The 26,604-nt window shown below is 48.5% G+C and carries 20 protein-coding genes; 2 read left to right on the top strand and 18 right to left on the bottom strand.

Annotated features, from left to right (window positions below):
* Positions 1–7: 7 nt before the first annotated feature.
* Complete coding sequence (locus AC0LWT_RS18435; RefSeq protein ID WP_474682727.1) at positions 8–1,330, bottom strand: ABC transporter substrate-binding protein; 1,323 nt, start codon at positions 1,328–1,330, stop codon at positions 8–10.
* A 337-nt stretch (positions 1,331–1,667) separates the two neighbouring features.
* On the opposite strand from AC0LWT_RS18435, the gene AC0LWT_RS18440 reads away from it, so the two are divergent.
* Positions 1,668–2,432: an SDR family oxidoreductase gene (locus AC0LWT_RS18440; RefSeq protein ID WP_474682728.1), complete on the top strand. Its 765-nt coding sequence runs from the start codon at positions 1,668–1,670 to the stop codon at positions 2,430–2,432.
* A 71-nt stretch (positions 2,433–2,503) separates the two neighbouring features.
* On the opposite strand, the gene AC0LWT_RS18445 is transcribed toward AC0LWT_RS18440, so the two are convergent.
* From AC0LWT_RS18445 to AC0LWT_RS18465, 5 genes are all read right to left on the bottom strand, one after another.
* Entirely contained in the window at positions 2,504–3,592 is a 1,089-nt protein-coding gene (locus tag AC0LWT_RS18445; protein WP_474682729.1) for a low temperature requirement protein A, read from the bottom strand.
* Between the two features lie 72 nt (positions 3,593–3,664).
* Complete coding sequence (locus AC0LWT_RS18450) at positions 3,665–4,276, bottom strand: flavin reductase family protein (protein ID WP_474682730.1); 612 nt, start codon at positions 4,274–4,276, stop codon at positions 3,665–3,667.
* 41 nt (positions 4,277–4,317) lie between these two features.
* On the bottom strand, positions 4,318–5,268 hold the full coding sequence (locus AC0LWT_RS18455) for a ring-cleaving dioxygenase (protein WP_474682731.1): 951 nt from the start codon (positions 5,266–5,268) through the stop codon (positions 4,318–4,320).
* 82 nt (positions 5,269–5,350) lie between these two features.
* The gene (locus AC0LWT_RS18460; protein WP_474682732.1) at positions 5,351–5,578 is read right to left on the bottom strand and encodes a DUF896 domain-containing protein; all 228 of its coding nucleotides are present in this window, start codon (positions 5,576–5,578) and stop codon (positions 5,351–5,353) included.
* A gap of 154 nt (positions 5,579–5,732) precedes the next feature.
* The gene (locus AC0LWT_RS18465) at positions 5,733–6,197 is read right to left on the bottom strand and encodes a MarR family winged helix-turn-helix transcriptional regulator (RefSeq protein WP_474682733.1); all 465 of its coding nucleotides are present in this window, start codon (positions 6,195–6,197) and stop codon (positions 5,733–5,735) included.
* A 131-nt stretch (positions 6,198–6,328) separates the two neighbouring features.
* Here AC0LWT_RS18465 and AC0LWT_RS18470 point away from each other — a divergent pair, with 131 nt between their 5' ends.
* A complete protein-coding gene (locus AC0LWT_RS18470) occupies positions 6,329–7,195 on the top strand; it encodes an SDR family NAD(P)-dependent oxidoreductase (protein WP_474682734.1) in 867 nt (288 codons plus the stop codon).
* On the opposite strand, the gene AC0LWT_RS18475 is transcribed toward AC0LWT_RS18470, so the two are convergent.
* From AC0LWT_RS18475 to AC0LWT_RS18530, 12 genes are all read right to left on the bottom strand, one after another.
* Entirely contained in the window at positions 7,186–9,096 is a 1,911-nt protein-coding gene (locus AC0LWT_RS18475) for an APC family permease (RefSeq protein WP_474682735.1), read from the bottom strand. The two genes, AC0LWT_RS18470 and AC0LWT_RS18475, sit on opposite strands and share 10 nt — an antisense overlap.
* 251 nt (positions 9,097–9,347) lie before the next feature.
* Complete coding sequence (locus AC0LWT_RS18480) at positions 9,348–9,803, bottom strand: fibronectin type III domain-containing protein (protein WP_474682736.1); 456 nt, start codon at positions 9,801–9,803, stop codon at positions 9,348–9,350.
* Between the two features lie 483 nt (positions 9,804–10,286).
* On the bottom strand, positions 10,287–10,679 hold the full coding sequence (locus tag AC0LWT_RS18485; protein WP_474682737.1) for a type II toxin-antitoxin system death-on-curing family toxin: 393 nt from the start codon (positions 10,677–10,679) through the stop codon (positions 10,287–10,289).
* Between the two features lies 1 nt (position 10,680).
* Entirely contained in the window at positions 10,681–11,082 is a 402-nt protein-coding gene (locus tag AC0LWT_RS18490; protein WP_474682738.1) for an AbrB/MazE/SpoVT family DNA-binding domain-containing protein, read from the bottom strand.
* A 99-nt stretch (positions 11,083–11,181) separates the two neighbouring features.
* On the bottom strand, positions 11,182–11,532 hold the full coding sequence (locus AC0LWT_RS18495) for a hypothetical protein (protein WP_474682739.1): 351 nt from the start codon (positions 11,530–11,532) through the stop codon (positions 11,182–11,184).
* Positions 11,507–11,764, bottom strand: a complete 258-nt coding sequence (locus AC0LWT_RS18500) for a hypothetical protein (RefSeq protein WP_474682740.1) — start codon at positions 11,762–11,764, stop codon at positions 11,507–11,509. Before AC0LWT_RS18500 ends, AC0LWT_RS18495 begins: the two co-directional genes overlap by 26 nt.
* A gap of 298 nt (positions 11,765–12,062) precedes the next feature.
* Positions 12,063–12,797 (bottom strand): RNA polymerase sigma-I factor, encoded by a 735-nt coding sequence (gene sigI, locus AC0LWT_RS18505; RefSeq protein ID WP_474682741.1) that lies wholly within the window; start codon positions 12,795–12,797, stop codon positions 12,063–12,065.
* Positions 12,798–12,830: 33 nt separating this feature from the next.
* Entirely contained in the window at positions 12,831–16,886 is a 4,056-nt protein-coding gene (locus AC0LWT_RS18510) for a glycosyl hydrolase (RefSeq protein WP_474682742.1), read from the bottom strand.
* A gap of 62 nt (positions 16,887–16,948) precedes the next feature.
* Complete coding sequence (locus tag AC0LWT_RS18515) at positions 16,949–20,248, bottom strand: glycoside hydrolase family 48 protein (protein WP_474682743.1); 3,300 nt, start codon at positions 20,246–20,248, stop codon at positions 16,949–16,951.
* A 504-nt stretch (positions 20,249–20,752) separates the two neighbouring features.
* Positions 20,753–21,007 (bottom strand): hypothetical protein, encoded by a 255-nt coding sequence (locus AC0LWT_RS18520; protein WP_474682744.1) that lies wholly within the window; start codon positions 21,005–21,007, stop codon positions 20,753–20,755.
* Positions 21,008–21,193: 186 nt separating this feature from the next.
* Positions 21,194–23,869, bottom strand: coding sequence for a family 78 glycoside hydrolase catalytic domain (locus AC0LWT_RS18525; RefSeq protein ID WP_474682745.1), 2,676 nt, complete (start codon positions 23,867–23,869; stop codon positions 21,194–21,196).
* 21 nt (positions 23,870–23,890) lie between these two features.
* A complete protein-coding gene (locus AC0LWT_RS18530; RefSeq protein ID WP_474682746.1) occupies positions 23,891–26,590 on the bottom strand; it encodes a family 78 glycoside hydrolase catalytic domain in 2,700 nt (899 codons plus the stop codon).
* Positions 26,591–26,604 lie beyond the last annotated feature (14 nt).

The following is a 26,604-nucleotide window of genomic DNA, read 5'->3' on the forward strand; positions in this document are numbered from 1 at the left end:
AAGATAACTACTTTTTATCCTTCCAGTACCCTTCGATTTCTTTGATTAATCCGGCGCGGTCGGACTCGCCTGCAAGATATTTTTGCATAGATGCGCCAATCACTTTGGAGTGATCGCCAGGTACATAATTGGCACCGAATTGAAGCGTATTGCCGGCATTCATATATGTTTTGATTGATTTGGCAAGCGAATCTTTAGGTTCCAGCTTAATATTTTTGAAAGCGGGAAGAATGTTTGCTTTATTGACCAAGAAATCTTGACCTGCTCCTTCATATACGATCCAATTCAAAAATTTCTTGGCCGCTTCCTGTTGAGCTGGCGTAGCTGCCGTTTTATCTATAAATATTTGTTTCGTGGCGCCCACCGGGATCGAAGCGTTCTTTTTATCGGCTGCGTCATTGCTGGTCGGAACCGGTATGAAGCCGTACTCCCCGTTCGGTTGCACGCTATCCAATTGGCTGATCATCCAGTTTCCGTTGAATGTAATTCCTGCCTCGCCTTTTGCTACGGCGGCAGCAATATCATCAGCGGTTACAACGAGCGGATCGCCTTTCCGTTTGTTATACTTTTTCATCATATCAAAAGTATCAAGCAAACCGTTGAACACAGCATTGTCGGCCAGCTTTGCATTACCGGCTCTTAAATCGTTCAAGACCGCGTTAACATCGCCTTTCGGTTGAGAAGCATACGTAATCGGGATAAAATGATTGCCCAAAGACCATGGCATGGCGCCGATGATCAATGGCGCAGTTCCGGAAGCCTCAATCTTTTTAAAGAGCGCTTCCAGTGCAGAGGCGGAGTTAATTGTGGAGGGATCGAATGTGCCGCCGACTGCCTTATCCAGAACTTTTTTGTTGTAGACAAGCCCGTAGCCTTCTACTGCAAACGGGAAAGCTAACGTTTTTCCGTCGAGCTGATTAGGCTGCGCGAGGTCTTTCACCCATTGTTCTCCGGATAAATCGAGAGCCTTATCTTGAAATTTAACAATGTCGCCTGCATCCAGCATGTTCAGTGTTGCAGGATTGCCTGATGCATACAACACAGATGCCCTCTCGAACGGAGACTGGCCGCTTGCCACTGTCAATACTTCCACTGTAATATTAGGATTTGCTTTGGTGAACTCTTTCGCAGCTTCCTCGGCTGCCGCCTGGATCTGCCCTTTCGAATTCAGGAACGAAATTTTAACAGGTTTACTTGAGTCGCTGGCGTTAGTATTGCCACCGGTTCCTTTGCTCTCCGAACCGCTTGAACTATTGCCGCCGCATGCGGCAAGAACCATAGATAATGCTGTCACTAAAACTAACGGTTTTGCGTAAGTGAACGTTTTCACTTTTTGTCCTCCCTTTTGATTAACATGTCAAATCTCCTCAACAACCGGGATGTTAACTAAGATGCACAGCTCTTAATCACCTCCTAAGATTCGTCTGCCGGGAAATCGCTTCCAGATACGATACGGCAGTAGCGCCGAATTGGACGACTTGTTATGTACTATCGATTCATAAACCGATTTACTAAATCGGTTTATGAATCGATAGTACTATATGTTTCGCTATTTTACAACAAAAATCTTTATTTTCCGACTTTTCTAATTCCCGAATGAGAAAGCAACATTGCAAATGTCGCCTCGTGATATAACTAACATGAATTACAAACAAGGAGATGAGAGCATGAGTAAGTTGAATGGCAAAATCGCTTTAGTAACCGGTGCAAGCAGGGGGATCGGTCGCGGCATTGCGCTGCGTCTGGCACAGGACGGCGTATTAGTCGCAGTGCATTATGGAAAGAGACAGCATGAAGCAGAGGAAGTGGTTCTTCAAATTGAACAAAATGGAGGTTCCGCATTCACGATCGGCGCTGACTTAAGTACGCTTAACGGCATTCACAATTTATATGCGGCATTGGATGGCGCCCTTCGGAATCGCACAGGCGATAATCGGTTTGATATTCTTGTGAATAACGCCGGAATCGGGCAAATTATAAGCATTGAAGAGACGACGGAAGCATCTTTTGACGAAGTCATGAACATGAATGTCAAAGCGCCGCTTTTTGTTATCCAGCAAGCTTTGCCGCGTCTGAAAAATGAAGGCCGCATTATCAACATCTCATCGTTTGTTACACGGGTGGCCTCCCCTAGCGTTTTCGCCTATAGCATGTCGAAAGGCGCAATCGACACACTTACGCTTGCTCTGGCTCGCAATCTTGGGAGCCGTAATATTACGGTAAACGCCATCCAGCCTGGTATTATTAATACAGAAATGAATGCCGGGACGCTGCAAGATCCCAATGGACAGAAATATGCCGCCGGTCTTTCAACCTTCAACAGGTGGGGGGAGCCTGAAGATGTGGCGGATATTGCCGCTTTCCTCGCCTCATCGGACAGCCGTTGGGTAACCGGTCAACTCATTGATGCAAGCGGCGGATCTCACTTATAAAAAAACGGGTTCGAAAGCCTGGCCGATGCCAGGTTTTTGAACCCGTTTTTTTACCAGGGCTTTGCATCCACTCATGTCGTTAATTTCGCATATACGATAAAGAACACCATCATTTCTCCGGCGATTGCATAATTAGGCACATGATAGAGCAAGTCTAGCGCTATAAAACTTCCAATAACCCCTAGTAATATCGCCAAATGATAGGGCTTCAACCGCAGATGTTGATGTCTGTACCGGTGAAAAACCAGAGACGTAGATAAAAAATAAAGCAGCACAGACCCAAATACGAAACCCAGCATGAACGAATAATTTAGTTGTTCCAGATACAACAGCTGGATCGAAGCAGCCAACGTGCTCATGGATAAATAGATGAATAAATGGCCATAAATAATCGTTTGGCCGGCTGTCTGCATCTCTTTGCTTACTTTCTTCTCCACATTCTCGAAATACTGCCACCACATTGCGATAACTAATACACATGTAAAACTGACAAATAAAATAGATGGCAAATTCCAGTTACTGAACTGCAAAACAGCAATGATACTGATCACGGATTCACCAAGCAGAATGAGGGTAAACAAGGCAAAACGTTCCAATAAGTGATGGGTGTGTATGGGTGCTTTTACCAGGTGCCGCCGCCCGATTAAAGGCAGTATCGTATCTACAACGATTCCGGCATACAAAATGACGTATCGGATCCATGAGTCAAAGAACAGCGAACAAGCAGATATCAATATTCCTATCAAAAAGCAAATTCCCAAATATTTAGCGGTCCGCTGCTGATACGCGCTTTTTGCTTTGTGTACCGTAAGATATTGAATGGCTGTCAATGCCCTCGAACCTATATAACCAATAAAAAAAGGAATGTAATATTGATCAAAATTAACGGATAGGCTTGCTGTCATGATTAAAACAAAAAACAGCTGAAGGATGAGGAATATCCTGTGACTGGCGATATCTTGGCCGAACCGATTTATAAAGAGAGTTTGACCCACCCATCCCCACCAGATCGGAATAAAAATCAATACGAATTTACTTAAATATTCAATAGGGATGGCCCCGTGGTCGGCGTGCAGCAAGACATGATTTGCTTTTGAAACGGCTGCTACAAAAAGCAGATCATAAAAAAGCTCCAGCCAGGTAACCTTTTTCTCAACCATAACCGTCAAAACTCCCTCGGGATCTTATTTACTGGAAAAGCAAGCTGCTTCGCCGCGGCCTATGAGAACTGCTCACTTAGGACGCTCCATGGAAAACAGGGAGCCTAGTTTGGCATAATAACTGCCTGCCATCCGACTGACAGGAGCCAATTTGCCCGGATCGATATGTCCGTTCTCATAAATTTCATCCGCGATATGGAAGCGAACAACTCGCCCAATAAGCAAATCGCAAGCGGGCTGTTCGCCGGTACCGCCGATTGGTATCGCTTGTTCCAGCAGGCATTCCATGCGAATTTTGGCCTCTTTCAAACCCGGCACAACAATCGCTTCACTCGCTATCGGCGTGAAACCTGCTCTCGCAACCTCGCTTTCGTCCGGGGGCAAGTTAGCAGCCGTTTCGTTCACTTTATCTATAATCGATTCGTCCGTGATATGGATGACGAAAGCTCCGGTCTCCGTCGCATTCCTTGACGTATCCTTCATTACCCCTTGTTTTCGTTGAACAGACACCGAAATTAGGGGCGGCGCACTGGATACAATCGAAAAGAAACTGAAAGGAGCGGCATTGAGCACCCCTTCCTTGGAAAGCGTAGTCACCAAAGCGATCGGTCTGGGTACGATACTGCCAATCAGCAGCTTATAATTTTCCTGATCGCTTTGAGTGGTTGGATCAATAGATGCCATTAGTTATCCACCGTCACTTTCTATTCTTTTAAAAGATTTGTTCACTCTTGTTTTGCCGTTAATGTTCTCACTTCGATGGGATGCAGGTTCGCTTCGATCTCAGCGCGATGCGGTTCAAACCAGTTTGGCAGCATGAGTTTTTGTCCTAGAGTCTCTGCAGGCTCATCGTTAGCAAATCCAGGTGGATCCGTAGCGATTTCAAATAGTATGCCGCCTGCTTCTCTAAAGTATATCGCATTAAAATATTGGCGGTCTATGACCCGAGTCGGCTGATAGCCGTAATTTTGAACTGTACTTCTCCATTCTTCATGCTGTTCGAAATCTTTCGCACGCCATGCAATATGGTGTACCGTGCCTGCTCCGCCCACGCCGAACTCCATTTTGGCGAGCGGAACGTCGACGACGTTGCCGATTTCTCCTGTGGACCGATAACGGGCATATTCGGCATCCTCATCGACTTTCGTAAATCCGAGTATGTTTTCCAGCGCATCCATCGTTTTGGGCGGGTTGACGCTGAACAGCACGGCGCCTCCAAACCCCTTGATGGCTTTATCGGCCGGAACGCCGCCGAAAGACCAGGTGCTGTTCGCCCCCTCTTCACGTTCGACAAGCTCTAGGCGCAAACCTTCATTATCCTCGAATTGAAGATATTGTTCGGAGAACCGGCTCGTTCTCGTAACCTGAATGCCAAAGCTTTGCAAACGATTGTGCCAAAAATCAAGCAAGTCCGGCGGTATCACATACGAGGTAATGCCCACCTGGCCGCCTCCGATTCGCCCTTTGGGCGAGCCCTGCGCAGGGAAGAAAGTAATGATGGTACCGGGGCTTCCCGCCTCGTTGCCGAAGTACAAATGGTAAACTTCCGGAGCATCGAAATTGACCGTTCTCTTCACTAACCGGAGTCCGAGGATACCGGCATAGAAATCGACGTTTTCCTGCGGATTACCGGCAAAAGCAGTGATATGATGGATACCTGTAGTTTGAAGTGACATATGAAATCCTCCTCTAAAAATCATTATTTAAATTATTTTCAATCGAAGATTCTTAAAATTAAGATATTTTGCAAAATGGAGTTCATTGTTGAACTATTTTGGCCTGTTCTTTTTTTAGTCTTTCAGGAGTCACATCATCTCCATTTGGATCATAAACGGTGACCTGCAAGAGCGTGCTTTTTATAGTACCCCGAAATATTTGGAGGTATTCCTTGCGAAGATCGGTTTGTTCCGTTTTTTCAATTTCAGTTAATCCGACTTCTTTTGCCTTTTTTGAAAGCTGATTAATTCTTTCTAATATTGTAAGCATATTTTTACCTCCTTATTCAAAAAAGTCTTTGGTTGAGATATCTTCAAATCGAATATCTTAATATTAAGATAAAACATTTTCTTATCCATGTCAATACTTAATGCAAAAAAAGAAAAAGTCTGCGGTCCGCCACCAATCTTAATAACTAATCTCGTTATCCGCGACCATGACCGTTGAAGTGCCTGAGCATCTCAATAAAATTTTCAAGTTGGCCGTCATTCCATTCTGAAACGCATTCATAGAACACGGATTCTTTCTCTTTTAGAGCATCCACAGTCTTTTGTCGTCCAAGCTCAGTCAAAGATAATAGTACTCCTCTACGGTCTTCGGGAGAGGGTTCGCTTTTCACATAACCCAAGCGCTTGAGATGATTGACGAGTCGGCTAACCGAACTGCGGTCCATAGCCGTCGATTCCGCTAAAGCTGTGGCACTTGTCGGACCGAATGAATACAACCAACGGACAATAAGGAAAGCCGCGGGTTGCAGTGATGAATCGAAACGTGCTGCAGCTCTGACATTGAGTGCATGCGCGGCGCTAATAAGTGCACTTAGCTGTTCACCCAGCTTCAGTTCCAACTGCACTCTCGCAGTATTTTTATCTTTAGTATGTTCCGCCATAGTTTCCCCCAACAAATATAATTGACATATGTCAAACAAATGAATATAGTTGATATATATCAATTATAAATCTTTTAACTGCTGCCTGTCAAAAAGCTTCGATTCACTATCCAAGCATAAGGAGAATCTTTATGACGACTAACCAAATTATTGTAATTACCGGCGCGACCAGCGGTATTGGACAACTCGCTGCAATTGAATTGGCTAAGCGCGGTGCTCATCTTGTACTAACAGCCAGGAACAAGAATCGGGCCGAGACGACTAGGAACATGCTGAAAGATCTTGCGCCAAAAACAGAAGTGGACTTTTTTTTCGGAGATCTTTCCTTGATGGAGGATGTCAGGCGCATCGGAAATGAGATTAAAGCCGCATACCCCAAGATTGATGTACTAGTGAATAATGCAGGACTGCATGCATTCGAGCAGCGGATAACCTCTGAGGGCTTTGCTGAAATGATAGCCGTAAACTATTTGGCGCAATGGCTATTAACGCAAACATTACAGCAATCTTTGGTGAGGTCCGGAATTGCCAGAATTGTAAATGTTGCTTCTGAAGCATCGCGCAACCATGGTGAACTTAAACTGCCTGAGGATTTGGTCGATACATCTGCTTTTACCATGAGGGAATCGTCAGCGCTTTACGGCAAAACCAAGCTATTTAATATCCTATTTACTGGGGAACTGGCCCGTCAATTATCCGGAACCGGAGTTACTGTTAACGCGCTAAATCCGGGTTTTAATGTAACAGGTCTCGGGCGCGAGCTCCGGTTTGCCGCTATGCTTGAACGCATTTTGAATTTTTTACGTATCGGAGATCCGCGTAGAGGAGCTGACATCATTACACGCTTAGTTGTTGAGTCCAAATACGATGGGGTGACCGGCGGGTATTTCAACGTTGGAAACGGCAGTCCTATTACACCTGTCCACCCCGGCGGAGATACCGCTATGCAAAATAAGCTTTGGAACGATACGAAACAATTGCTGCGACACTATTTTTGAAGATGATACGGTACGGTCGTAATAATCACATCCTTATTCCTAAAAAACCAGGCGCGGAGCAGCAGCGCATTTTGGTTGTGCAGCACATGGTGCCACCATTTCTTGGGGATAAATTGTGGAACAACAATATGAATATGGTCGGGTTTCCCACCCTCCATTTTCTCCATTGTCTGAATGAATCTTGATATTGGTTCGAGAATGGATCGGTACGAGCTTCTCAGAACGACCAATCTGCACGGCTCCCCCCATTCTCCCCATTTTTGTTCCATTTTTTCGATGGATTCATCGTCAAAGCCTACATATACGGCAATGATTTCTGTACCGAGACTTGTCGCAAAAGATAGCGTGTTGTTGACCACGCGATGCACTCCGGAAACGAGTACAATAGTAATAACGCGATGCATAACCGGACGGGTTTCATTTGGATCTATCTTGAGTTCCGCCGCCACTTGATTATAGTGTCGTTTGATCAATATGGATATAGCAACAATTACGGGCAGTACGATCAATACAACCCATGCCCCGCTCACAAATTTGGTGACGGCAAAAATCAACGCAACGAGAACCGTTATTACGGAACCGATTAGATTAATAACAAATTTCACACGCCACTTGGCGCCCTTTACCCTTTTCCAGCGGCGCAATAATCCGATCTGAGCTACAGAGAACGAAATAAAAACGCCAATTGCATATAACGGAATAAGAGCGTTAGTATGGGCACGGAAAGCAACAATGAGCAGAATCGCGAAACCGGCTAAAACTAAAATGCCGTTCGAATAACCTAATCGGTCGCCGCGATTGGTTAGTGCACGTGGTAAATAACCATCAGCTGCAACAATAGCCGCTAACTGTGAAAATCCCGTGAATGTCGAATTCGCAGCTAATATTAACACGACAAATGTAGACCAAATCAGGATTTGGTAAAGAACCCCCCGTCCATAATATACCTCCGCCAACTGGGACAGCATGGTGTTATGCGGATTCGGCGCAATCCCTTGCACATATAAATGATACGCAAAACCGAGCAACGTAACCGCCGTGATAGCGCCTAGGGCAATGTAAGTTTTAATGGCGCTTTTTTGCCGAGGCTCCCGAAAAACCGGCACCGCATTGGAAATCGTTTCAATACCGGTCAATGCCGAGCAGGCAGAGCTGAAAGCTTTTAAAATAAGCAGCGTCGTCAACCCTTGAGGAAACGTGCCAAAGGAAGGCGTAACATCCTGAATAAATCCATGCCGCGCTTCATTCAATAAACCTGAAACAATCAAAAAAAGCATGCAAGCCATGAATACAAATGTAGGCCAGGCAAAAATCTTAGCGGACTCTGCGACTCCGCGTAAATTAATGACAACAAGCACGCATATGCAGATGATGGCAAGTATCGTTTCATAAGGCCCCACCGCCGGATATGCAGAAGAGACCGCTTCTACAGCCGCCGAAACCGAGACGGCAACCGTCAACACATAATCAACGAGCAAAGAGCTCGAAGCAATTAGAGAAGGCACACGATTTTTAAAATTGTCCTTTGCAATAGCATAAGCGCCACCACCGCTCGGATACGCAATGACTCCCATAATATAAGACGTAATGAGAATTGCAAGCAAAACGACCGTTGAAGCCGTGATGGGCAAAATGAACCATCTTGCGGAAGCGCCCAACCCGATCAGTTCCGTTATTCCCGCTTCAGGACCGTAAGCTACCGAAGAGTAAAGGTCCGCGGATAAAATGGGAAGAGCGATCATCCAGAAAAGCTTGGTATGCTGCGCATGAAGTTCTTTCGTTCGCAAAGGCCGACCGATGAAAATTCTCTTCACGCTTGCGAAATTTGAAAACGAATACCACATGGCAATGAAAGCGAGCAAGATAAACACGATCTCAAGCCAAAACACATGATGATGCATGGCAGTAGTACTCCTTTAGTAAGGGATTATTTCCCGAAAATCGGAAAAGTGACATCTTGGCCGAGGATCAAAAGCATTACACATATTGTTTTCCGAGGAGTCACTTTACATACACAGGAAAGCTTTAATAAACAAAAAAAGGAAATCAAGACTTAAAGTCCTGAGTTCCTTTTTTATTTTATGGATTATTTACGGGCTAATGTCCGTCATGTAAAGATCTGCATCTTCGTGAGCGTCAAATCAATCGTTTATCAGTTAGCAGTAAAATAGAAATCGTAACCGGATGTGCTGACAGTACCGGTTGCCGAATAGATTCGGAAAGTGATTTTCTCACCCGGCTTGAGATTCGTAAGAATAAAAGAGTCCTTTTTTCCGACTCCATTATCGTTAACGGCCAACTTGGTTCGGTCTTTGTCTGATCCGTTTATGTACCAGAATGCATCCAAGTTATAGTTTTGCCCGCTAGGAGGAGTCATAGAGGCATTTATAGTTACACTGCTAGAAGTGTTATTGGTATAAACGAACCAATCTACGTCGTCAGCGGATCTTTGGAGCGGAAACGTATAGTGCGTGTTAGGGGCGGCATAAATCGGTGACGATTCAGCGTCACCAAGTCCTTTAACCGCGAATGCGGACTGAGCGGATACAAGTAAGCTTAATACGACAACAGCGGCTGACAAAGACTTTTTAAATTTAAAGTTCATCATTAATAATCACTCCTAGTCTATGATTGTGAACTGGCCAAGAATCACATTCAATAATATACCTTAAATTCTTTTTTTTGTAAAGTATTATCCTCTTTATTGCTATATATCCTAAAAATTGTTATATTAATTAACACAATTTGGATCCCTGGAAGGAATCCGCCCAAGCCTGGAAAGGTATCCTTGAAACGCCTTAAAAGGCATTTCACGCGTGCGGACGCTCGCCGTACGGCTAGAAAAGAAGCACTCCCTTCTTACCGGCGATGAAGACGATAAGAAGCAAGTGCTTCAAGAATACGTGGATCGTGTCATAATCCAGCCGTCCCGCGAAATTGACGCATTTGACACGGAAATCACTTACATGGGTTCCATGTATAGAGACGAAGGGAGTCGAACCCCTGTCCGAAATATCGCCGCTCAGGCATCTACGGGTGGTTGTTACAAGTAGTCATAATTTTGATGTCGACATAACAATGTTCCGAAGAATCAACTTTCATCCGAATGTTCTTCTAGAATACGAGAGATAGTTTCCAATGTATGCAATCCTGTTGCAATATCGACTATAAACTCCACCGCATACTTGCGTTCCATTTGCAAATGGTGTCCATTCAACAGCAAAAACGACTTGGTAACAAGATAGGCTGTCCGCTTATTCCCATTATGAAAACAATGATTTTTGACAAGGGACTCCAGTAAGGCCGCGGCCTTATCAAATAAGGATGGATAAGCATCTTCTCCAAAAATACTTTGCTGGGGCCTATGTACCGCAGATTCCTGTAGACCGTGGTTTTTTACTCCCGCTTGCTCTGCGTCGTTCATTCTTTTCATCATGAAATAGTGTGCCGAGATAACCTCTTCTTTTGTCAGAAATTCCGTCATATCATCTGTCCCTTAAGTCCTCAAGAATACCCTCGTCTTCTTCAAAAACATCAAAGAAAGCTTCTAAAACTTCAGGACGGACATTTTCAGGCAATTTACCTTGCCTTGCTTTTTTCAGCACAATTTCACCACGTTCATTCTCGATGAATTCGATTTCGTCTCCTTGTAAGACATTTAATTTTTCAACAAGACTTTTAGGCAGGCTTATACCCAAGCTGTTTCCCATTCGTCCTATTTTGCGAATCACCCTTCGTTTATCGCTCGTCAACTTGACCACACCTTTTATCAAAATCTTGCTCAAGACATAAAGCAAAAACCCACAAACATCATGCGGTTGTGGATTTACATGGTGTATGTGAGGGGGTATCGAAATCTTTAATTCCCGCGCTCCGTCTCTCTCCACACGTCTCCTAAATGCAAACAAACCGTGGTGTGATAAATCCACAACTCATCGCCGCGCGATGGTTCGGATGTTTGAGGAATTGGCGTGAAGGGAGAGGCCTTATTTTGCAACTGAATAGACCTGCATTTTTACTGCATCAATAACCAAACCGGCCGTTCGGATAAAGTCAAAACCGATGATCCCTTCGATATCTAACCCGTATTCCATATTCCCAATCTCAACCTGAAAATTGTTTATAGAAACACCATCGAAGTGAATCGCATCGAAGTTCTTCGTATATACGTACTCGATTACGCCAACAGCATCTGCTTTAAAGATCGTTCCTGCAGATCCGTATCTAGTAAGACTTTTTCCAATGTCAGTTTCTGTCCGCGAAATTGGACCGTAACTGTAACAAATGGCAAACCAAAACTCTCGTTTAGTTTCATCTTGGCCCCCGTACGCCGACATAACGTTCACGGGCCACTAAAGAGGGACGAGACGTATGAAAGAAGCAGTATTCACGTTGAGGGTCCTGCTTATGCAACTCGTAGTATCGGCGCATCGCTGACGTTGAATCATCAAATCTATCAACGACAACCACTTCTTCAATGTAACGATTGCCATCCATAGAGTGTGCTTTTGTTGCTTCAAGAACTACCCATTCATTCGGAAATCGGTCCTGCACTTCTTCCCAGCGCATCCCATCACCCCCAGGCTTTCATAGATAATTAAATTATAACATAAACAAAACTCGACTGGACAAGATGCCCAAATCGAGTCGTTTCACAGGCTTTGCGCGATTTGAATCGTATTCATGTTAACGAGTTCCTCTGTAAATCGAAGTTCCTCCACCATAACAAAGAGTTACCGACACCTTTACGTCAGTAACTCTTCATTGTAATCCTATACTGTCACACCGTGATACAACTCATCGGGATGTTTCGTCCGGCAAGGCGTTCCGCTTTAGTGGGCAAGGAAAGTGGCGCCGCGGGATCTCGTTACAACTGCTCTACGCGCCGCGTTTCCTCCTCCACGCTTGTAAAAGAGATGCTCTCGCGGATTCTCGTAAAATCCTCGCAGCCGAAAATCAGGATCAGCGATATCAGATACTTCCGGTTGCGTTCCAGCGTCTTTTTACTGACGTTGATCTCTTTGGTCATTGCCTTCAAGGGAAGCTTCTTTTTTTGAAAAAGATCGTTCAGCCACTCCCGGTTGTTGCAAAAATAGCGGGCAATCCGCACCAGCATTTGCCGGGTATCCCGGTGGCTGGGCATGATATTTTCCAGTTCCCGAAGACAAATGCCGAATTCCTGGAGCCTTTCATCGTAGCTGACCAATTCCTCCGCCAGCGCCGCGGCTCGTTCCTGCCTTTCAAAAGCATCCAGCGAGCTTACCTTATCTGCAATGTACAGCATTTCCTCTTCGTCTTTCCAGTCGGCTTCGTTTTGGGAAATTTTGATTTTTTTCCGAAAATCATCGATCAATCGTCTGCGAATCATAAGAAAAGCGAAATTATTAAATGTTTTTCCATACTCCGTACGGTATCGATCGACAGCTTCATTGAAAGCGATCAAACCTATACTTGCTTCATCATCATTCCATCCAATTCGGCGCCTGCAGACGTGTTTGACAACCTTCAATATAAAGGGCCGGTATTGACCGATCAGAGCCGACCGTGCCTGCTCATCGCCGCTGCGAATCTGCGGCAAGCATTCTTCAGATAAGTTGTTCATCTGGCAACCACTTTCCAATTTGTAATCACTTCATTAATTAGCTGTCGGCTCGGTTCCCCAGACAAGTACGCCATTTTGATACAACGTAACTTTCGTATGATCGGCATATGAATTTTGCGTGCCTTTATACGAGTAATCGTTACTTTCGTTATAGTTCGACCAGTCTGTTTTATTAATACGGGTTTGAATTTCGCCCGTGCTGCCCCCAGGTGCTAACACGCCTGCATTCGAATTGAAGCTGACTTCCAAATAATAATCAGCGCCGGCTACAGCTTTGTCCATTTTAACCAGCTTGCCGTTCAGCTTCGAGCAGCTCAGCGTCGCATAGTCGCAGTTGAATGTCTGCGCGCGGTCGCCGTCGATCGTATAGTAATAGCGAATCGTCAACTCACTGATCGGTACGGAAGTTGTCCCTTTGTTTAAAATTTGGAAGTGCGGCTTGAAGTGATTGTCGTTCACACTTGTATCCAGTGTGCGATACTGGAGCACCAGTCCGGTTGTCGGCTGCTGAACATCCGGTTTCGGCGCTGCGCTGACTATGTTCGAAAGCGTTTGGCCTGCATCGTTTTTCGCTACGACTTGGTAATAGTATGTCGTGCCTGCCGTCACCGCCGTATCTGTGTAGGTGATTCCGGTTACTCCGCTCGCTACCATCGTGAACGTGCCGTTTGCAGCCGTCGAACGCTTCACTTCATAGTTTGCCGCATTCGCCGATGCTGTCCAGCTCAGGTTTACTTTCGCCGTTTCGCCCGCTGCGCTCAGCGTGAAGCTGCCCGGTACCGGCGGCTGCTCGGAGATGCCATACGTTTTTAAGTTGGTCGGGAGCTTCTCCAACGTAATAACGTTCGGATGATTATATACTTTTTTCAGATGCTCAAGACTGTTTTGTTTGCCGTCTCTCAGGAAATCCCCGTACCATGTAGCGAACCAGCTCCAATGAGCTTGATACGCCTTCATCAGATCAGGGTCCGGGATAGGTCCGTTTTCGCTCATGGCAACTAACTTTTTGTCCTTGCCCAATGTAACCAGGTCTTCATATTTTGCAATTTGCGGACTGTAGTCGCCTGCTTGCGGATAAGAGTCAAAGCTCAAAACATCCACATAGGCGTCTCCCGGATACCAGTCGGGGGAAACAGAATTCCAGACCCAGATCAGATTGTTCAATTTGTGCACATTTGTCAAACGATCGTGAAGCAAAATATACAATTTTTTGACAGGCTCAGGACCTTTAGCGCCCCACCAGAACCATTTGCCTTCCGCTTCGTGCAAAGGACGGAACAGGACAGGTACTTTCGCATCCTGCAATTTCTTCAACTGCTCCGCAATCACATCGATGTCGCGAATAAGCAGTTTATAATCTTCAGACTCCGGATTATTCATCGCATATTCGATATCGAATGTAGTCGAATCGGTATAGAAGCCTCTCCACCATTCTTTTCCCGGCGTATCGATAAGACCTTTCGGCGCGTTCCAGTGCCATGCAAAGGTAACAATGCCCCCTTGCTTATCCCACTCAATCGCTTTTTCCGTCTCTGTGGAACGAAGACCGTGTTCCGCTCTGCTTGGCGAATAGTCGATCAGGTCAAGCGCCGCAATAGCCGGCTTTTTACCTACATTTGCTTGAAGCCAGTCGATCTCAGTCATTTCCTCTTGACCGGAAAGGATGTTCTTGCCGTATTGATCAACGAGGTAGTTCATCAATGCTCTTGCTTCCACCGTCGCGTTCGGATTGGTGAGCGATTTGGTTACCGCATGCGGCGGACGGTCGGTGGCAGGCTCCAGCTTGACGTAGTCGATGTCATACCATCCCCAGCCCGTTTCAAAACCGATCGTATTCGCCCCCGCATTCAGCAGCAGCTTACCTCCGGAAGTTTCTTTGAAATCAGCCGTTTTCCAAAGCACCAGCTCGCCTGACGCATTGCCGTTTAAGGAGAAATTCGTGCGTTTGTCATCATAAGGAGAACGGTAGCCGATTGTAAGATTGTACAAACCTGCCGCCTCAGCCTGGATCGTCATCGTCAGCGAATCCCCTGGGTTATGGAAATTAGTTACGTAACCGGTACCGGAGAAGCCGGTCCCGCTGGATGACACAATAGTTCCCTTCAGTGTGCCGTTTTCGGCTTCATAGCGAACCGGGCCGTTTACAGGCGCCTGCGGAACCGCATTCACGGCATTGGAATCGCTCGTTCCCGCACTGTTGCTTGCGGTTACTTTGTAATAGTAAGAAGTGCCGTTCGTTACGTTGGTATCCGTATAAGACGTTGCGGTCAAGTTGGACGCTACAGCAGTAAACGGACCGCTTGCAGCCGTTGCCCGCTGTACGCTGTAACCTGCAGCTCCGCTGGAAACGCCCCAGGACAAAGCGACTTTCCCATCGCCGGCCTCGGCTTTCAGCGTGAAGCTTCCAGGAACTTGCACAGGCGTATCATTGCCGGCAGTCAACACAATGTGATAAGCCGTCAAAGGCGGCACTGTATAGGTAAAGCGGTTGCCTGCAATTTGCGCGATCGGCGCCGCTTCCTTCAATTGCGAGCTTGTTCCGTCGAAGCCCCAAACTTTACCGGAGCCGTAAGTCGTTCCGCCGGAAAGATTGAATTGGGCGTCTAATGCGCTGTCCATGCTTTTATTCATGACAACGAGGTGCAGCTCTTTGTTGGATGCATCCGTTACGGAAGCATGCACCGAACTGTTGACAATATCCGACGTTTGCGCGTTAACGCTGATATCGCCGAAAGCAGAACGATTTCCGTCATAGTTTCGGTAAAGCTTGTAAGCGGCGCTAACGTAGTTGTTGGCATCCTTTAACTTCCAGAAGTTTGCCATATAGACGCCGTTTTTGCCGAAAATGCCCAACACATCGGCCATAGCGATACCGCCGGAAATATCGGCTTCGCCGCCGTAGTTAAACTCGGTCAAAGCCAGTTTCGTTCCGGGGTAATACTTGTCCACCGACTGCTTCAATCGAGGCAGCAAAGGCAAAAATTCGCTATTCCATTGAGCGATCCAGCTATCTTCCTTGTAGGTCGGATCCCACAAAGTACGAGGCGCCTGCATTCTGGCTTTCTTCGTCTCGTCGTTGCCTACCTCATTCGTAATTCGTATGCCTCCGCCCATCGCTTCGGGATACCAGTGCACATCGAAGACATCCAGCAATCTCTTGCCTTCGGCTGCCGAACTGAGGCGCATTTGATACAGGTAATAGTCCACGAACCAGCTGTAGCTGCCTTTTACGGAGTCCCAGTCAGGTGCGGTTTGAAGATCTTTATAGGCGCCAAATCCGTAAAGAACCGGGCCAAAAATTTCCGCGCCCGCGTCGACCGCTTTAACGGCTTTGGATAAGCTTACCGCCCGGTCTACCAACTCTTTCGCCCCGACCTTGTCGCCGTGAATGCGCGGATGCGTATGCGACCAAAGGGCAGGCTCATTGTCGAGTGAATACCCTTTCACGCCCGTCGTTGTTGAAGAAGCGCCGTATTTCTTCACCAAAAAGTTGACGAATTCATCCGCATAAACCTTATTGTCATTCAAATCGGGCTGCAGCTGGAACGGCGCATTTTTGGCGTTTACAACCTGATCCCAACGAGCGGAAGGGGCCTTTTCGCTTTCCTGCACACTTCCGTTTCCATCCTTGGCCACATAACCGGCCATCGGCAGCGTAACTAAAGAATAGGCGCCAAGCTTCAGCGATTGGTCATGAAACGAAGTCGTCACCGCTCCAGGCTTGTCGCAGTCGGATTTTGTCAAGCCGCTAACGGTGCATAAATAGTTATCGCTGGATTGCTGCCAATCGCTTCCCGCATTGGACATATTGTTTTCCCAGTTGTAGCCGGTCAGCCGATTTCCGCCAAGCCGTCTGGCGGCCATATTTTCATCCCCTGCCAAATCCTGATTCGTACCGTATATGTAAGGGCTAATAGGATTCCGATCCTTGGACGTATCGACTTGAATGGTGACATTTTTTGCCGTTTGGCCGTAAACGACAGTTTGAGCCGGTAGTGCGCCCCCCACTGTAACCGCACATGCCATGACGACAGGCAGCCATTTGGAACGTTTGGACAAAATAACACTATTACTATTTCTTTCCTTCATGTTACTTTCCTCCCTTCAATTTGAAAAGAGCGACACCCATACGGGTGCCGCTCCGTCAGGCTTTAAGGCTCCTGACCCCAAACGAGCTTATCGTTCTGGTACAGCGTCACCTTACTCCAATCCGCAAATTGGTTCTTTGTAGGATCATAGGAGTAGTCATCTGCCACATTATAGTTCGTCCAGTCGTTTTTGTTGATGCGCGTTTGAATTTCGCCGGTCGAAGCTCCGGCAGCCAACGTGCCTGCATCCGAATTGAATGTAACCTCCAGGTAGGAGTCCGCACCGGCTTTAGGGCTGCCCAGCTTCGTAAAGCTGCCTGAAAGCTTCGAGCATCCGACTTGTGCATAGTCGCAGTTGAATGTTTGAGCGCGGTCGCCGTCAACTGTGAAGTAATAGCGGAGTTTCAAACCGCTCAGCGATACAGGCGTCGCGCCTTTATTAACAACTTGGAAAAGAGGTCTAAATTGGTTCGTGTTTGCATTCGTATCAGCCGTACGGTACTGAACCACAAGATTGCTGTTCGTGTTTCCTGGGTCCGTAGGCTGCAGCGCCGCGCTGATCGCGTTGGAATCTTTGCTTCCGGCACTGTTTTTAGCCGTTACTTGGTAGTAATAAGTGGTTCCCGCAGTTGCTGTCGTATCCGTGAAAGCATTGCCCGTCACATTGGCGATCGCTGCGAAAGGACCATTCGCGGATGTTCCGCGCTTCACTTCATACTGTGTCGCGTTAGCCGATGGCGTCCAGCTCAAATCGATTTTCGCAGTATCACTTGTGCCGCTAAGCGTAAAGCTTCCAGGCGCTTGAACGACCGGTCCGGGGTCGGTAGAGCCCCCGCCTTGCGGAATTACAGACACTGGAGCCGAATTTGCGCTTTCGCCTGCCGCATTCACGGAACTGATCACATAGTAATAAGCAACTCCGCTAACTACATTCGTATCGATATAGCTAGTCGTTTTCAAATCACCGGCAATTGTCGTGTAAGGACCCGCTTCGCTTAAAGCGCGTTTAACATTATAGCTGGTCGCGCCAGGAATCGAATTCCAGCTCAGTTTAACTTCGAGTTTGGCTTCTACGCCGGTAGGAACGCCTGGTTTCTCGCCTGGCTGCGGATTCGGAGTTTCAGCGTTTACGATCAAACGGTCGAATTCCGCATAGGCAGTTGCGATATCAACTTGCGACCAGAAACGGTGGTACGTGTAAGTTGGCACGCCATTTTCCCATTTTTTAGTCGTTTGGTTGTACGATTTGTTGTAAAGATCGACAAGGCTCGACCATTGCGGGTCGTTTTTAATTTTCGGATACAGATCGGAGTAGCTGATGTATACGCCGTTTCCGCCTTTAGAAGAATCGGAAGGTACGCCTGCGTTGCCCGGAATTGTGTTTCCTTGGCCGTATTTACCGCTCCAGCCGTTAGGAACATAAATCTCTTTGGTAAAGAAACGAGCGTAGTCTTCACGTTTTTCCGGAAGGACAATTCCCTTGCCGTCGTTAAACTTCCAAGAAACATCCAGCAGTTGTTGAGCCAGATCTTTAGCTTTAGTACCGAGATCGCTGTAAGCGCCTTTTTCCGCTTTCGTTCCCGCCGCGAAGAACGTCAACGCTTTGGCATAGCTTCCAAGTACGCCAACGTCTTGGCCCGGATCTTTTGCAATTGCACGGAAATTCGGGTTGTTCGTGTAAGAAGAGAAGCCTTTCCAAGTGTCCGGCTGACCTGCCCACTCTTCTCCGCCCGGAATCCAGAATTGACCTGGATCGTCAACCGTCGCAACAGCCGGATTGGCACCGCCCATGATGCGTTTGCCGGTTGCGTCGAGGTAGTATCCTTCGCTGTCCGTTACCGGCTTCTTGTTCACAAACGTGTAATCAATGGCCCAATCGATCCATTTTTCAACAATCGTTTTGGCCATTTTGAAGTTCTCGGAGTTCGTCTCTCCATTGGAGGCCATGATGTAGTACAGCTCTGCTATACGTTCAACCGGCCAAGCCTGCATACCGAACCATTTGTTGGACGGAGGGTCCATATACACAGGGGCTTCCTGATAAGCCATATCGTAGAACGTGCTTACGCCGCTCGGATATTTGCTGTAGTCGCCGTTCCAACTGTTCGTTGCGCCGCCGCCGATCGCGCCGTCAGCCGAGGACAGCCATGTATAGAACTCAAGCTGGCGTTTCAGGGACGTATCCCAGTCTTGCTTGCCTGTTGCCGATTTCGGATTCAATCCGCCCTCAGGCTGCGATAATGCGTAAGCCGCTACTACGTTCTGGTAGCCTTGGTGCGCATGGCTCGCGCCAATCCGCCAAGCCCAGTTGCCGCCTTCCAGGCCGCCGCCCCAAGCTGTGTACCAGGACATCAGATAGTGGCTGGCTTCCTTGCCGTTTCCAGGCGTAGGATTGCCGTTAGCTCCGCTGCCGATTTTTTGGAAGTACTTATCGTACATGCCGTAACGAAGGTAGTCACCCATCTTCTTGGCTTTATCCAAATATTTGGTATTGTTATAACCTAATTCCTTAGCCCAGAACATCGCTTGAACGGCGCGCGCATCGGCGTCCGTAGCGTTCGTATAGCGCCACTGCTTGGCAGGAGCCTTATTTTCGTTCGTGAACAAGGACATGAAGCCTTCTCCCTGTTTACCGAACGTTTGGTTGTCTTGGGATGGATGAGTAATCGCTTCCCATACGGACTCCTGCTCGCCCCGTTGGAACGTATTGACGTACGAAGCCGTATGGGACGGATTCAGCAGGTTGCCGAAGCCGGTCCAGTTGTCAACGTCAACCAGCCAATGCATCAAATAAGTTTCGTTGTTTCCGTAAGCCGCCTTCAACTCGGCATCCAGCGGATCGCGGCCCGCTTGATAACGGCCGTTCAAATCGCTCGGATATTGGTCAGGCTGTTTTTTCTCCGCCGCGTAAGTCGCAGGGCTATTCGGATTGTAGTTCGATATCGTCGGCTGCTCTTTGCTGCTTGGCAAAATATAAGTCTCCATGTTATCCCAAGCCGCTTCGAGCTTCGACCAGTCTCCTGTGTAATGACCGTACAAAGTTTCCAGCCAGAACCAGTAGCTGTAAGTCTCGGAAGTCGTCATATGCCCGTAAGCAGGCGCCTCGCTCATCAGGGTTTCAACAGAATGATAAGGAACCCCTTCGGCGGAAAAGTAACCGCTTTTCGGATCTTTGATCTGGTTGTACAATTGCAGGAAACGCTCTTTATTCATAGAATCGGATGCTGCCTGGACGGAAACATCCGTAGCGGCTGCGGCGTGCAGCGTTTCCGGCGCTACGCCTGTCACGCCTGCAAACATGGATACGGCCAGCGTTGCGATCATAGAGATCGAGCCGTATTTTTTCTTCAAATCGGAATACATTAATTTCTCATCCTCCCAGATAGTTTAACGAAGTAAGATAGGAAACCGGCCATCCCTCCTTTTGATTTCTGCATCATTAAGTTCAACGAATACAACTAAGACTTACGGCTTTTGAAAAGAGTTAATGGCTCTTCTCTCTGGCCCAGCCTCGCCTTGGCCCCTTGCTTCGGCGGACTGCGCCGTTTTATCCGGACAAGTCTTCTAAACCGCATCTGCCTGAACCCAAAAATATGGCAGGAATAGCAGTTCACCTGCACATCTTTCTGCAAAGTTGTTCCAGTAATGTCACCACCTTTCTCTGAAACCGGACAAATTTCGACAGGGTATCTATTTATACGAAGGAAAATAACGCTTTCTGTCCGTCCTACTTCATATTTTTACATATTATGACTTTTCATCACTCTTTCCCCGCTGGATACAGAACTTATGAACTGCATAAAAGTTGGTCGGCCAAAAGGCTGATAAGCCGTTAAAAGTAACACTCCCATGTGGAGGATTGCTTTATTACTGGTGGTAGTTCTGATAAGCACTACGGGTTGCAAACAGCTCCGACGCCCGCAAAACCTGCAATTGTGCAGGCTTTTTCGAAGAAATCGGCTCTTTTGAAGGAAATGCCTGCAATTGTGCAGGAATTTCCAAGCACGATTGGGCTGGGTGGGAATTTTTAGTGAAAAGCCTGCAGATTTGCAGGAATATTTCGCGGCGAGCATACGAAGGAGCAAAAAGCTGCACTTTTGCAGGCTTTCTGCTCCTTGCCAAGCAGCCCCTCCAATTCCAGCAACAGGGATTTTCAGCGCTCTCCAAAACTTCGTTCGTGACTGCTACGTTCGCCAAACATGCTGACATCCTTGCCTGAATCCCAAATGATGTGTTGAAAGCTCTCTCTCCCTTGTACGGTAATAAAAGTGCCCGGTAACTTGATGTCCCAAGTCCCAGGCACTTTTTCTATTTCAGCGGATATGTAAACCGGTACTCGCCCGGGACGAGTTCCAACTTGACACCATCACCCATTTGATTATACGCGATGCTGCCGTCTCCTGATGCGAGCGGATGACCATCTAGGGTAACCGTCCCCGCATTCGCACCAGGCAGTATGGCCTCGGCGGTCGTGTTCGGTGCGATGGCGATGTCCACATATACGGCACCGGCGGTTTTGTCCCGCTCCCAACCGGAGCGGATGTTGCCGTACGGCGAGCGTAAAGCCGCCTTCGCATACGACAGTCCCTCCACGAAATGCGGGCGGATGAGCGTCCGCTTATAGCCCGGCTCCGCCTCGTCCGTATCGATACCGGCCACGACCCGATACAACCAGTCGCCGATTGAACCATACGCATAATGGTTGAACGAGTTCATGTCATCGCTCCAAAACGAGCCGTCTTCCTTGATGCTATCCCAGTGTTCCCAAATCGTCGTAGCTCCTTGGGTGACCGAATACAGCCAGGACGGATACGATTTCTGCAGAACGAGCTTCGCCGCAACGTCATGATACCCATTCTCTGACAGCACGAGGCACAAATACGGGGTACCGACAAAGCCCGTCGTCAGGTGGAATTGGTTCTCCTCGATCATATGGGCCAGTTCACGAGCCGTCCGCTCCTTCACCGGACCATCGACTAGACCGAACATGAGCGCAAGTACATGTGCCGTCTGCGTCGGAGCGGCGATCCGCCCGAGAGGCGTAACGAACTCTCGGTTGAACTCGGCGACGACCGACGCATGCAGACGGTCGTATGCTATTGCATCTTCTTGCTTGCCGAGAACACTCGCGGCTTTCGCGAGCAGCTTGGTTGAATAAGCGTAAAAAGCGGTCGCGATCAAATCGCGCGGCGTCGCGCCGATGCAGCCGTTTCCATGGGCATCGAGCCCGAGCCAATCGCCGAAGTGGAAACCGGTGTTCCACAGCCGCTCATTGTCCCCTTGCGCCCGTATGTATTCCACCCACGCCTTCATACTATCGTATTGTTCCTCCAGGATTCTCAAGTCTCCGTAGCATAAATAGATGGTCCACGGACAAATGACGGCCGCATCCCCCCAAGCGGCGGAGGAGTGGTCGGTCTCGTTCAGCACGTGCGGAATGACAAAAGGCACGCCGCCATTGGCAAGCTGGTCCGCCTTCAAATCTTTCAACCACTTCGCGAAGAAAGACGCCACATTCGCCATGAACGCCGCCGTCCGGACGAACGCCTGAGCGTCGCCCGTCCAGCCAAGCCGCTCATCCCTCTGCGGACAGTCGGTAGGGACATCGAGGAAATTGCCCTTCTGCCCCCATGCGATGTTGCTTTGCAACTGGTTGAGCAGCGGATCCGAGCACGTAAACGAGCCGGTCGGCTCCAAATCCGAATGGAGCACCCGGCCGACAAACCGGTTCGTTGTCACTTCACCCGGATACCCTTCGACTTTGATGTACCGGAAGCCTTGGAACGTAAAGATCGGCCCGTACGTCTCCGTACCGCCGCCGCGACATACATACGAAACGGTTTGCTTTGCCTGTCGCAGATTGCCAACATAAAAGTTGCCGTCTTTGTCGAGCACCTCCGCGTGCTGCAGCGTTACGGTTGTCCCCGCTTCACCGCTTACAGCAAACCGAATCCGGCCGACCATGTTTTGCCCCATGTCCAGCACGGTTTCTCCCTTCGGCGTACGGATGACCTCAATCGGCTCAACCTCTTGAATGACGCGTACCGGTTCGTTCTCCTGCGCGAGCAAAATCGATTTCGGATGGTCGATCAAAGTCACGCCCCGCCAGCCGGAAGCTTCGAAACCTGCCTCGCTCCAGCCTCGCTGCTCAAGACGGGCGTCGTAAGTTTCCCCATGATACAGCTCGGACATGCGAATCGGCCCCTCGGTCGTCGAACGCCACGACGAATCGGACTCAACCAAGTCCTCCGTACCGTCCTCGTACCGCACGTGAAGCTGGACGAGCGCTGCCCGGCGGTCGCCGAAAAAGTTCCGCCGATCCGCCCAGGCGAGATTGCCACGGTACCAGCCATTGCCGATCATGACGCCGATCACGTTGTCGCCTTCTTGAAGCTGCGCGGTCACGTCATAAGTCTGATACTGCAATCGCTGCCGGTAGCTGGTCCAGCCAGGCGTCATCTGCCAGTCGCCCGTCCGGGAGCCGTTTACCTGCAATTCGTACACACCGAGCGCGGTAGCGTACAAGCGCGCTGACGCCGGTTTGCTGCGCAGCCGAAAAGCACGGCGCAGCAGCAAAGCCGGCTCGGTATCCGGCGTCTCCTCCTCCGCCGTGATCCAGCTTGCGCACCAGCCGTCGGGACCAAGCAGTCCTGTTTCCCAGTAAGCGGCTGCGCTCCACGCCGACTCTCGGCCGTCGCCGTCCCATACCTGCACCCGATAGTAATAACGAGTCCGCGGCTCAATCGCCGGACCTTCGTACTCGATGAGCACGGACCGGTCGCTATCTTTGCGCCCCGTGTCCCAAATCGGTTCCGTGAAGCTTGCAGCCTTCGCTACCTGCAGCCTGTACGCCGTTTGCCGCACCCCGCGCGCCGCCGCCTCAAGCCGCCAGCTGAACCGAGGCCGCAGGACGTCAATCCCGATCGGATTCGTTCGATATTCGCATTGAAGCGCCGCGATCTTGATCTGTTCCTTCTGCCCCATAGTAAAACTCCCCCTTTTGCATCAAGACGTCTTTGGATCATGAAAATTTGTAGCGGTGAGTCGAAATTTGTAATGTCCGGAGCCAACGTTTACAATAACTGCTTCATGGTCGGAGGTCGCCCGGCACATACGAATTCCCGGAGCTTCTGAAATGAAGATCCCATTACGCCAAATAACCGTCTGTGATTCAAACAATTCCCCTCTTCGGCAATCCAAGGGTAGTATAATGATTGCTTCTTCCGTACCGACCGGAATCATTACCGTCACAACGAGACCGCCAGATTCCTTCTGCCATTTGACATCCACGATTCCTGTTACGGCAGGAACCTTGCCTTCGGCAAAATTCAGGTCATCAGGAATAAACGGCTGAACAAGAATATGCCGGAAGCCCGGTGACAAGGAACGGATCCCTACAATATATTCTACGAATAATCGGGCCGGGTAAGCGTTCCAAGCATGACAATGGGATTCAATGTCTTCAAAACCTTCCCACATCGTCCTTGCTCCCCGGCTAACCATATAACCCCAGCCCGGATATTCCGTCCGGTGAATCAACCGCCATGCCGCATTGCCTTCTCCGTTGTCGAATAACACGCGCAACAGGTTCAAAGCAAGCAGCGTCCTGCAATCTAAACCTTGTTCCACGATAGTTCGCAGTAATTCCCGACGATCCCGGGCAGGCACCAATTCATATTGCAGAGCAATGACTTGGGTGCCTTGATGACTTTCATTCGAACCATAACTGTCGATAAACCTCCTCGTATCCACATTATATAAATGTCGAACAATAGCGTCTCTCAGCTTTTTTGCCTGCCGCCGGAATCTCTGCGCCTCTTCCCGTTTATCCAGCACAATCGCCATTTCTTCCATCAGGGTGGTCGCATGGTACAGCTTGCAGTTTTGTACCGTCAAATACGTTCCGCTTTGATCAATATTGGGGTAGGGCCAGTCGCTAATGTGCCATCCCTTCCCTTTAGGCAAGAGACCCACAGTGACGTCGATCTTGTCGAGGTAACTATGAAGCATCGCAGCGGCCGGACTGTAATACTTCTCGATCAATTGGCTATCCCCATAGAAATCATACAATTTCCAGAGCAGCGTACAGAAATGCAAATCCCACTCCGGTATCTGAATATGAAAATCCGGATGCAAATAATTGGATGGAAATACGAAAGGAAACGTTCCGTCTTCCAATGAAGAATCCGCGAAATCGGCCAGCACCTTCGACAAGACGTGGTAGGAACGAAAGTTGTAAAGCAGCGTTTCAGCCTGCAGGTCAGAGTCGGCCAAATATTGCGCCTGCTCCCGGTGAGGACAGTCAACCACCTGACCCAAAACATTATTTTTTTGGGTTTGTATGCACGCCTCATAAATTTGATTCAACAATGGAGAGGAGGACGCAAAGCTTCCTTCATGGGGCAATGCCGTATGAGCACAAACAATTTGCAGGTTGTCTGGCGTAAGCCAATCCGGATACCCCGTCACTTCCACATACCGAAACGCCTTGTACGAAAAATTCGGTTCCCACTGCTCCAACGTTTCCCCTCTCATCGTATACTGGTCGAAATAGTACTCCGAGGTTTCATTGCATACGTTGTGGCGTACACATCCCGATTCCTCTAAGTCTTCGGAGTATCTCATCCGCACCGTTACACCCTGATGGCCGGAAACGATCAATCTGGGCCAGCCGGATACGATTTTCCCCGCATCGAATACCTGTATGCCAATTGTTTGCAAGCCTGCTGCCTTGGGTACGATGACCTCCTCGATAGTGCCTTCCGCAATGCTCTGCGACTTCATCACCCAGTTGTCACTGTTTAGCTGAGCAACCGCTGCCTTGCTGCAACTGATTGCCCGGAAGCCCGGATAATGCCAGCCTGATTCCAGTTTTCGCGCGTCATAGTCCTCAACTGCGGAGATACGCCGGTTTTGCTGAAAGGGAGTGCCTATTTTGTGCGGGATGTCCTGAAGGACATCCCATGATTCATCTGTACAGAGCGTTTCAGAGAAGTGATTTCCATATTCGATTTCCAATTGAAGACGAAACCCCGGAAGCCCGTTTACATAATTTTGCCCATCCCCGCCCAAGTAATGAACTGCGGCCGACAAGCAGTTATCGGCTTTTTGCAAATGAGAAGTGATGTCGTAGGCCAAATAATATTTGGAGCGTACAGGTTCCGAAGGGGCAGGCGAATTGTAGCCTCCCAGTTTGTTGCCATTGATGTATAAGTGATAATAATGATGGGCTGAAACAAACAGCATCGCCCGCTTCGGCGGCCCTTGAAGACAAAATTCCTTGCGAAAGTAAGCGAAATCATTAATTTGTACGCTACCAGCTTTCCAAATCCATATCGCCTTCCAATCGCTTTGGTGGAGCAACCCGGTATCCAACCACGCAGTTTCCTCCTTAGCCGTACCATTGTTCTGATCCCATATCTGCAGTTTCCACCAATAGCGCTTATTGCTCTCCAGGGGAAAGGAACCGCTCGCAAGATGAAATAATTCGTTCGAATTCACCTTGCCGCTGTCCCAAATATCTCCGATCCCAGTGCTTAGAAGCTCTTTAGAGGAAAATAGCAGAATGCGGTACGAACTCTGGGATTGGTCCCTTTCATCGCTTTCGAGACGCCAAGAGAACCGGAGCGGCTGATTGTCAACACCCAAGGGAGTATCAAGCCCATTTACTAGCATTTCGCGAATTATAATGCTGCATTCGGTCATCGTTCTTCTCCATA

The sequence above is a fragment of the Paenibacillus sp. sgz302164 genome, assembly GCF_056120505.1.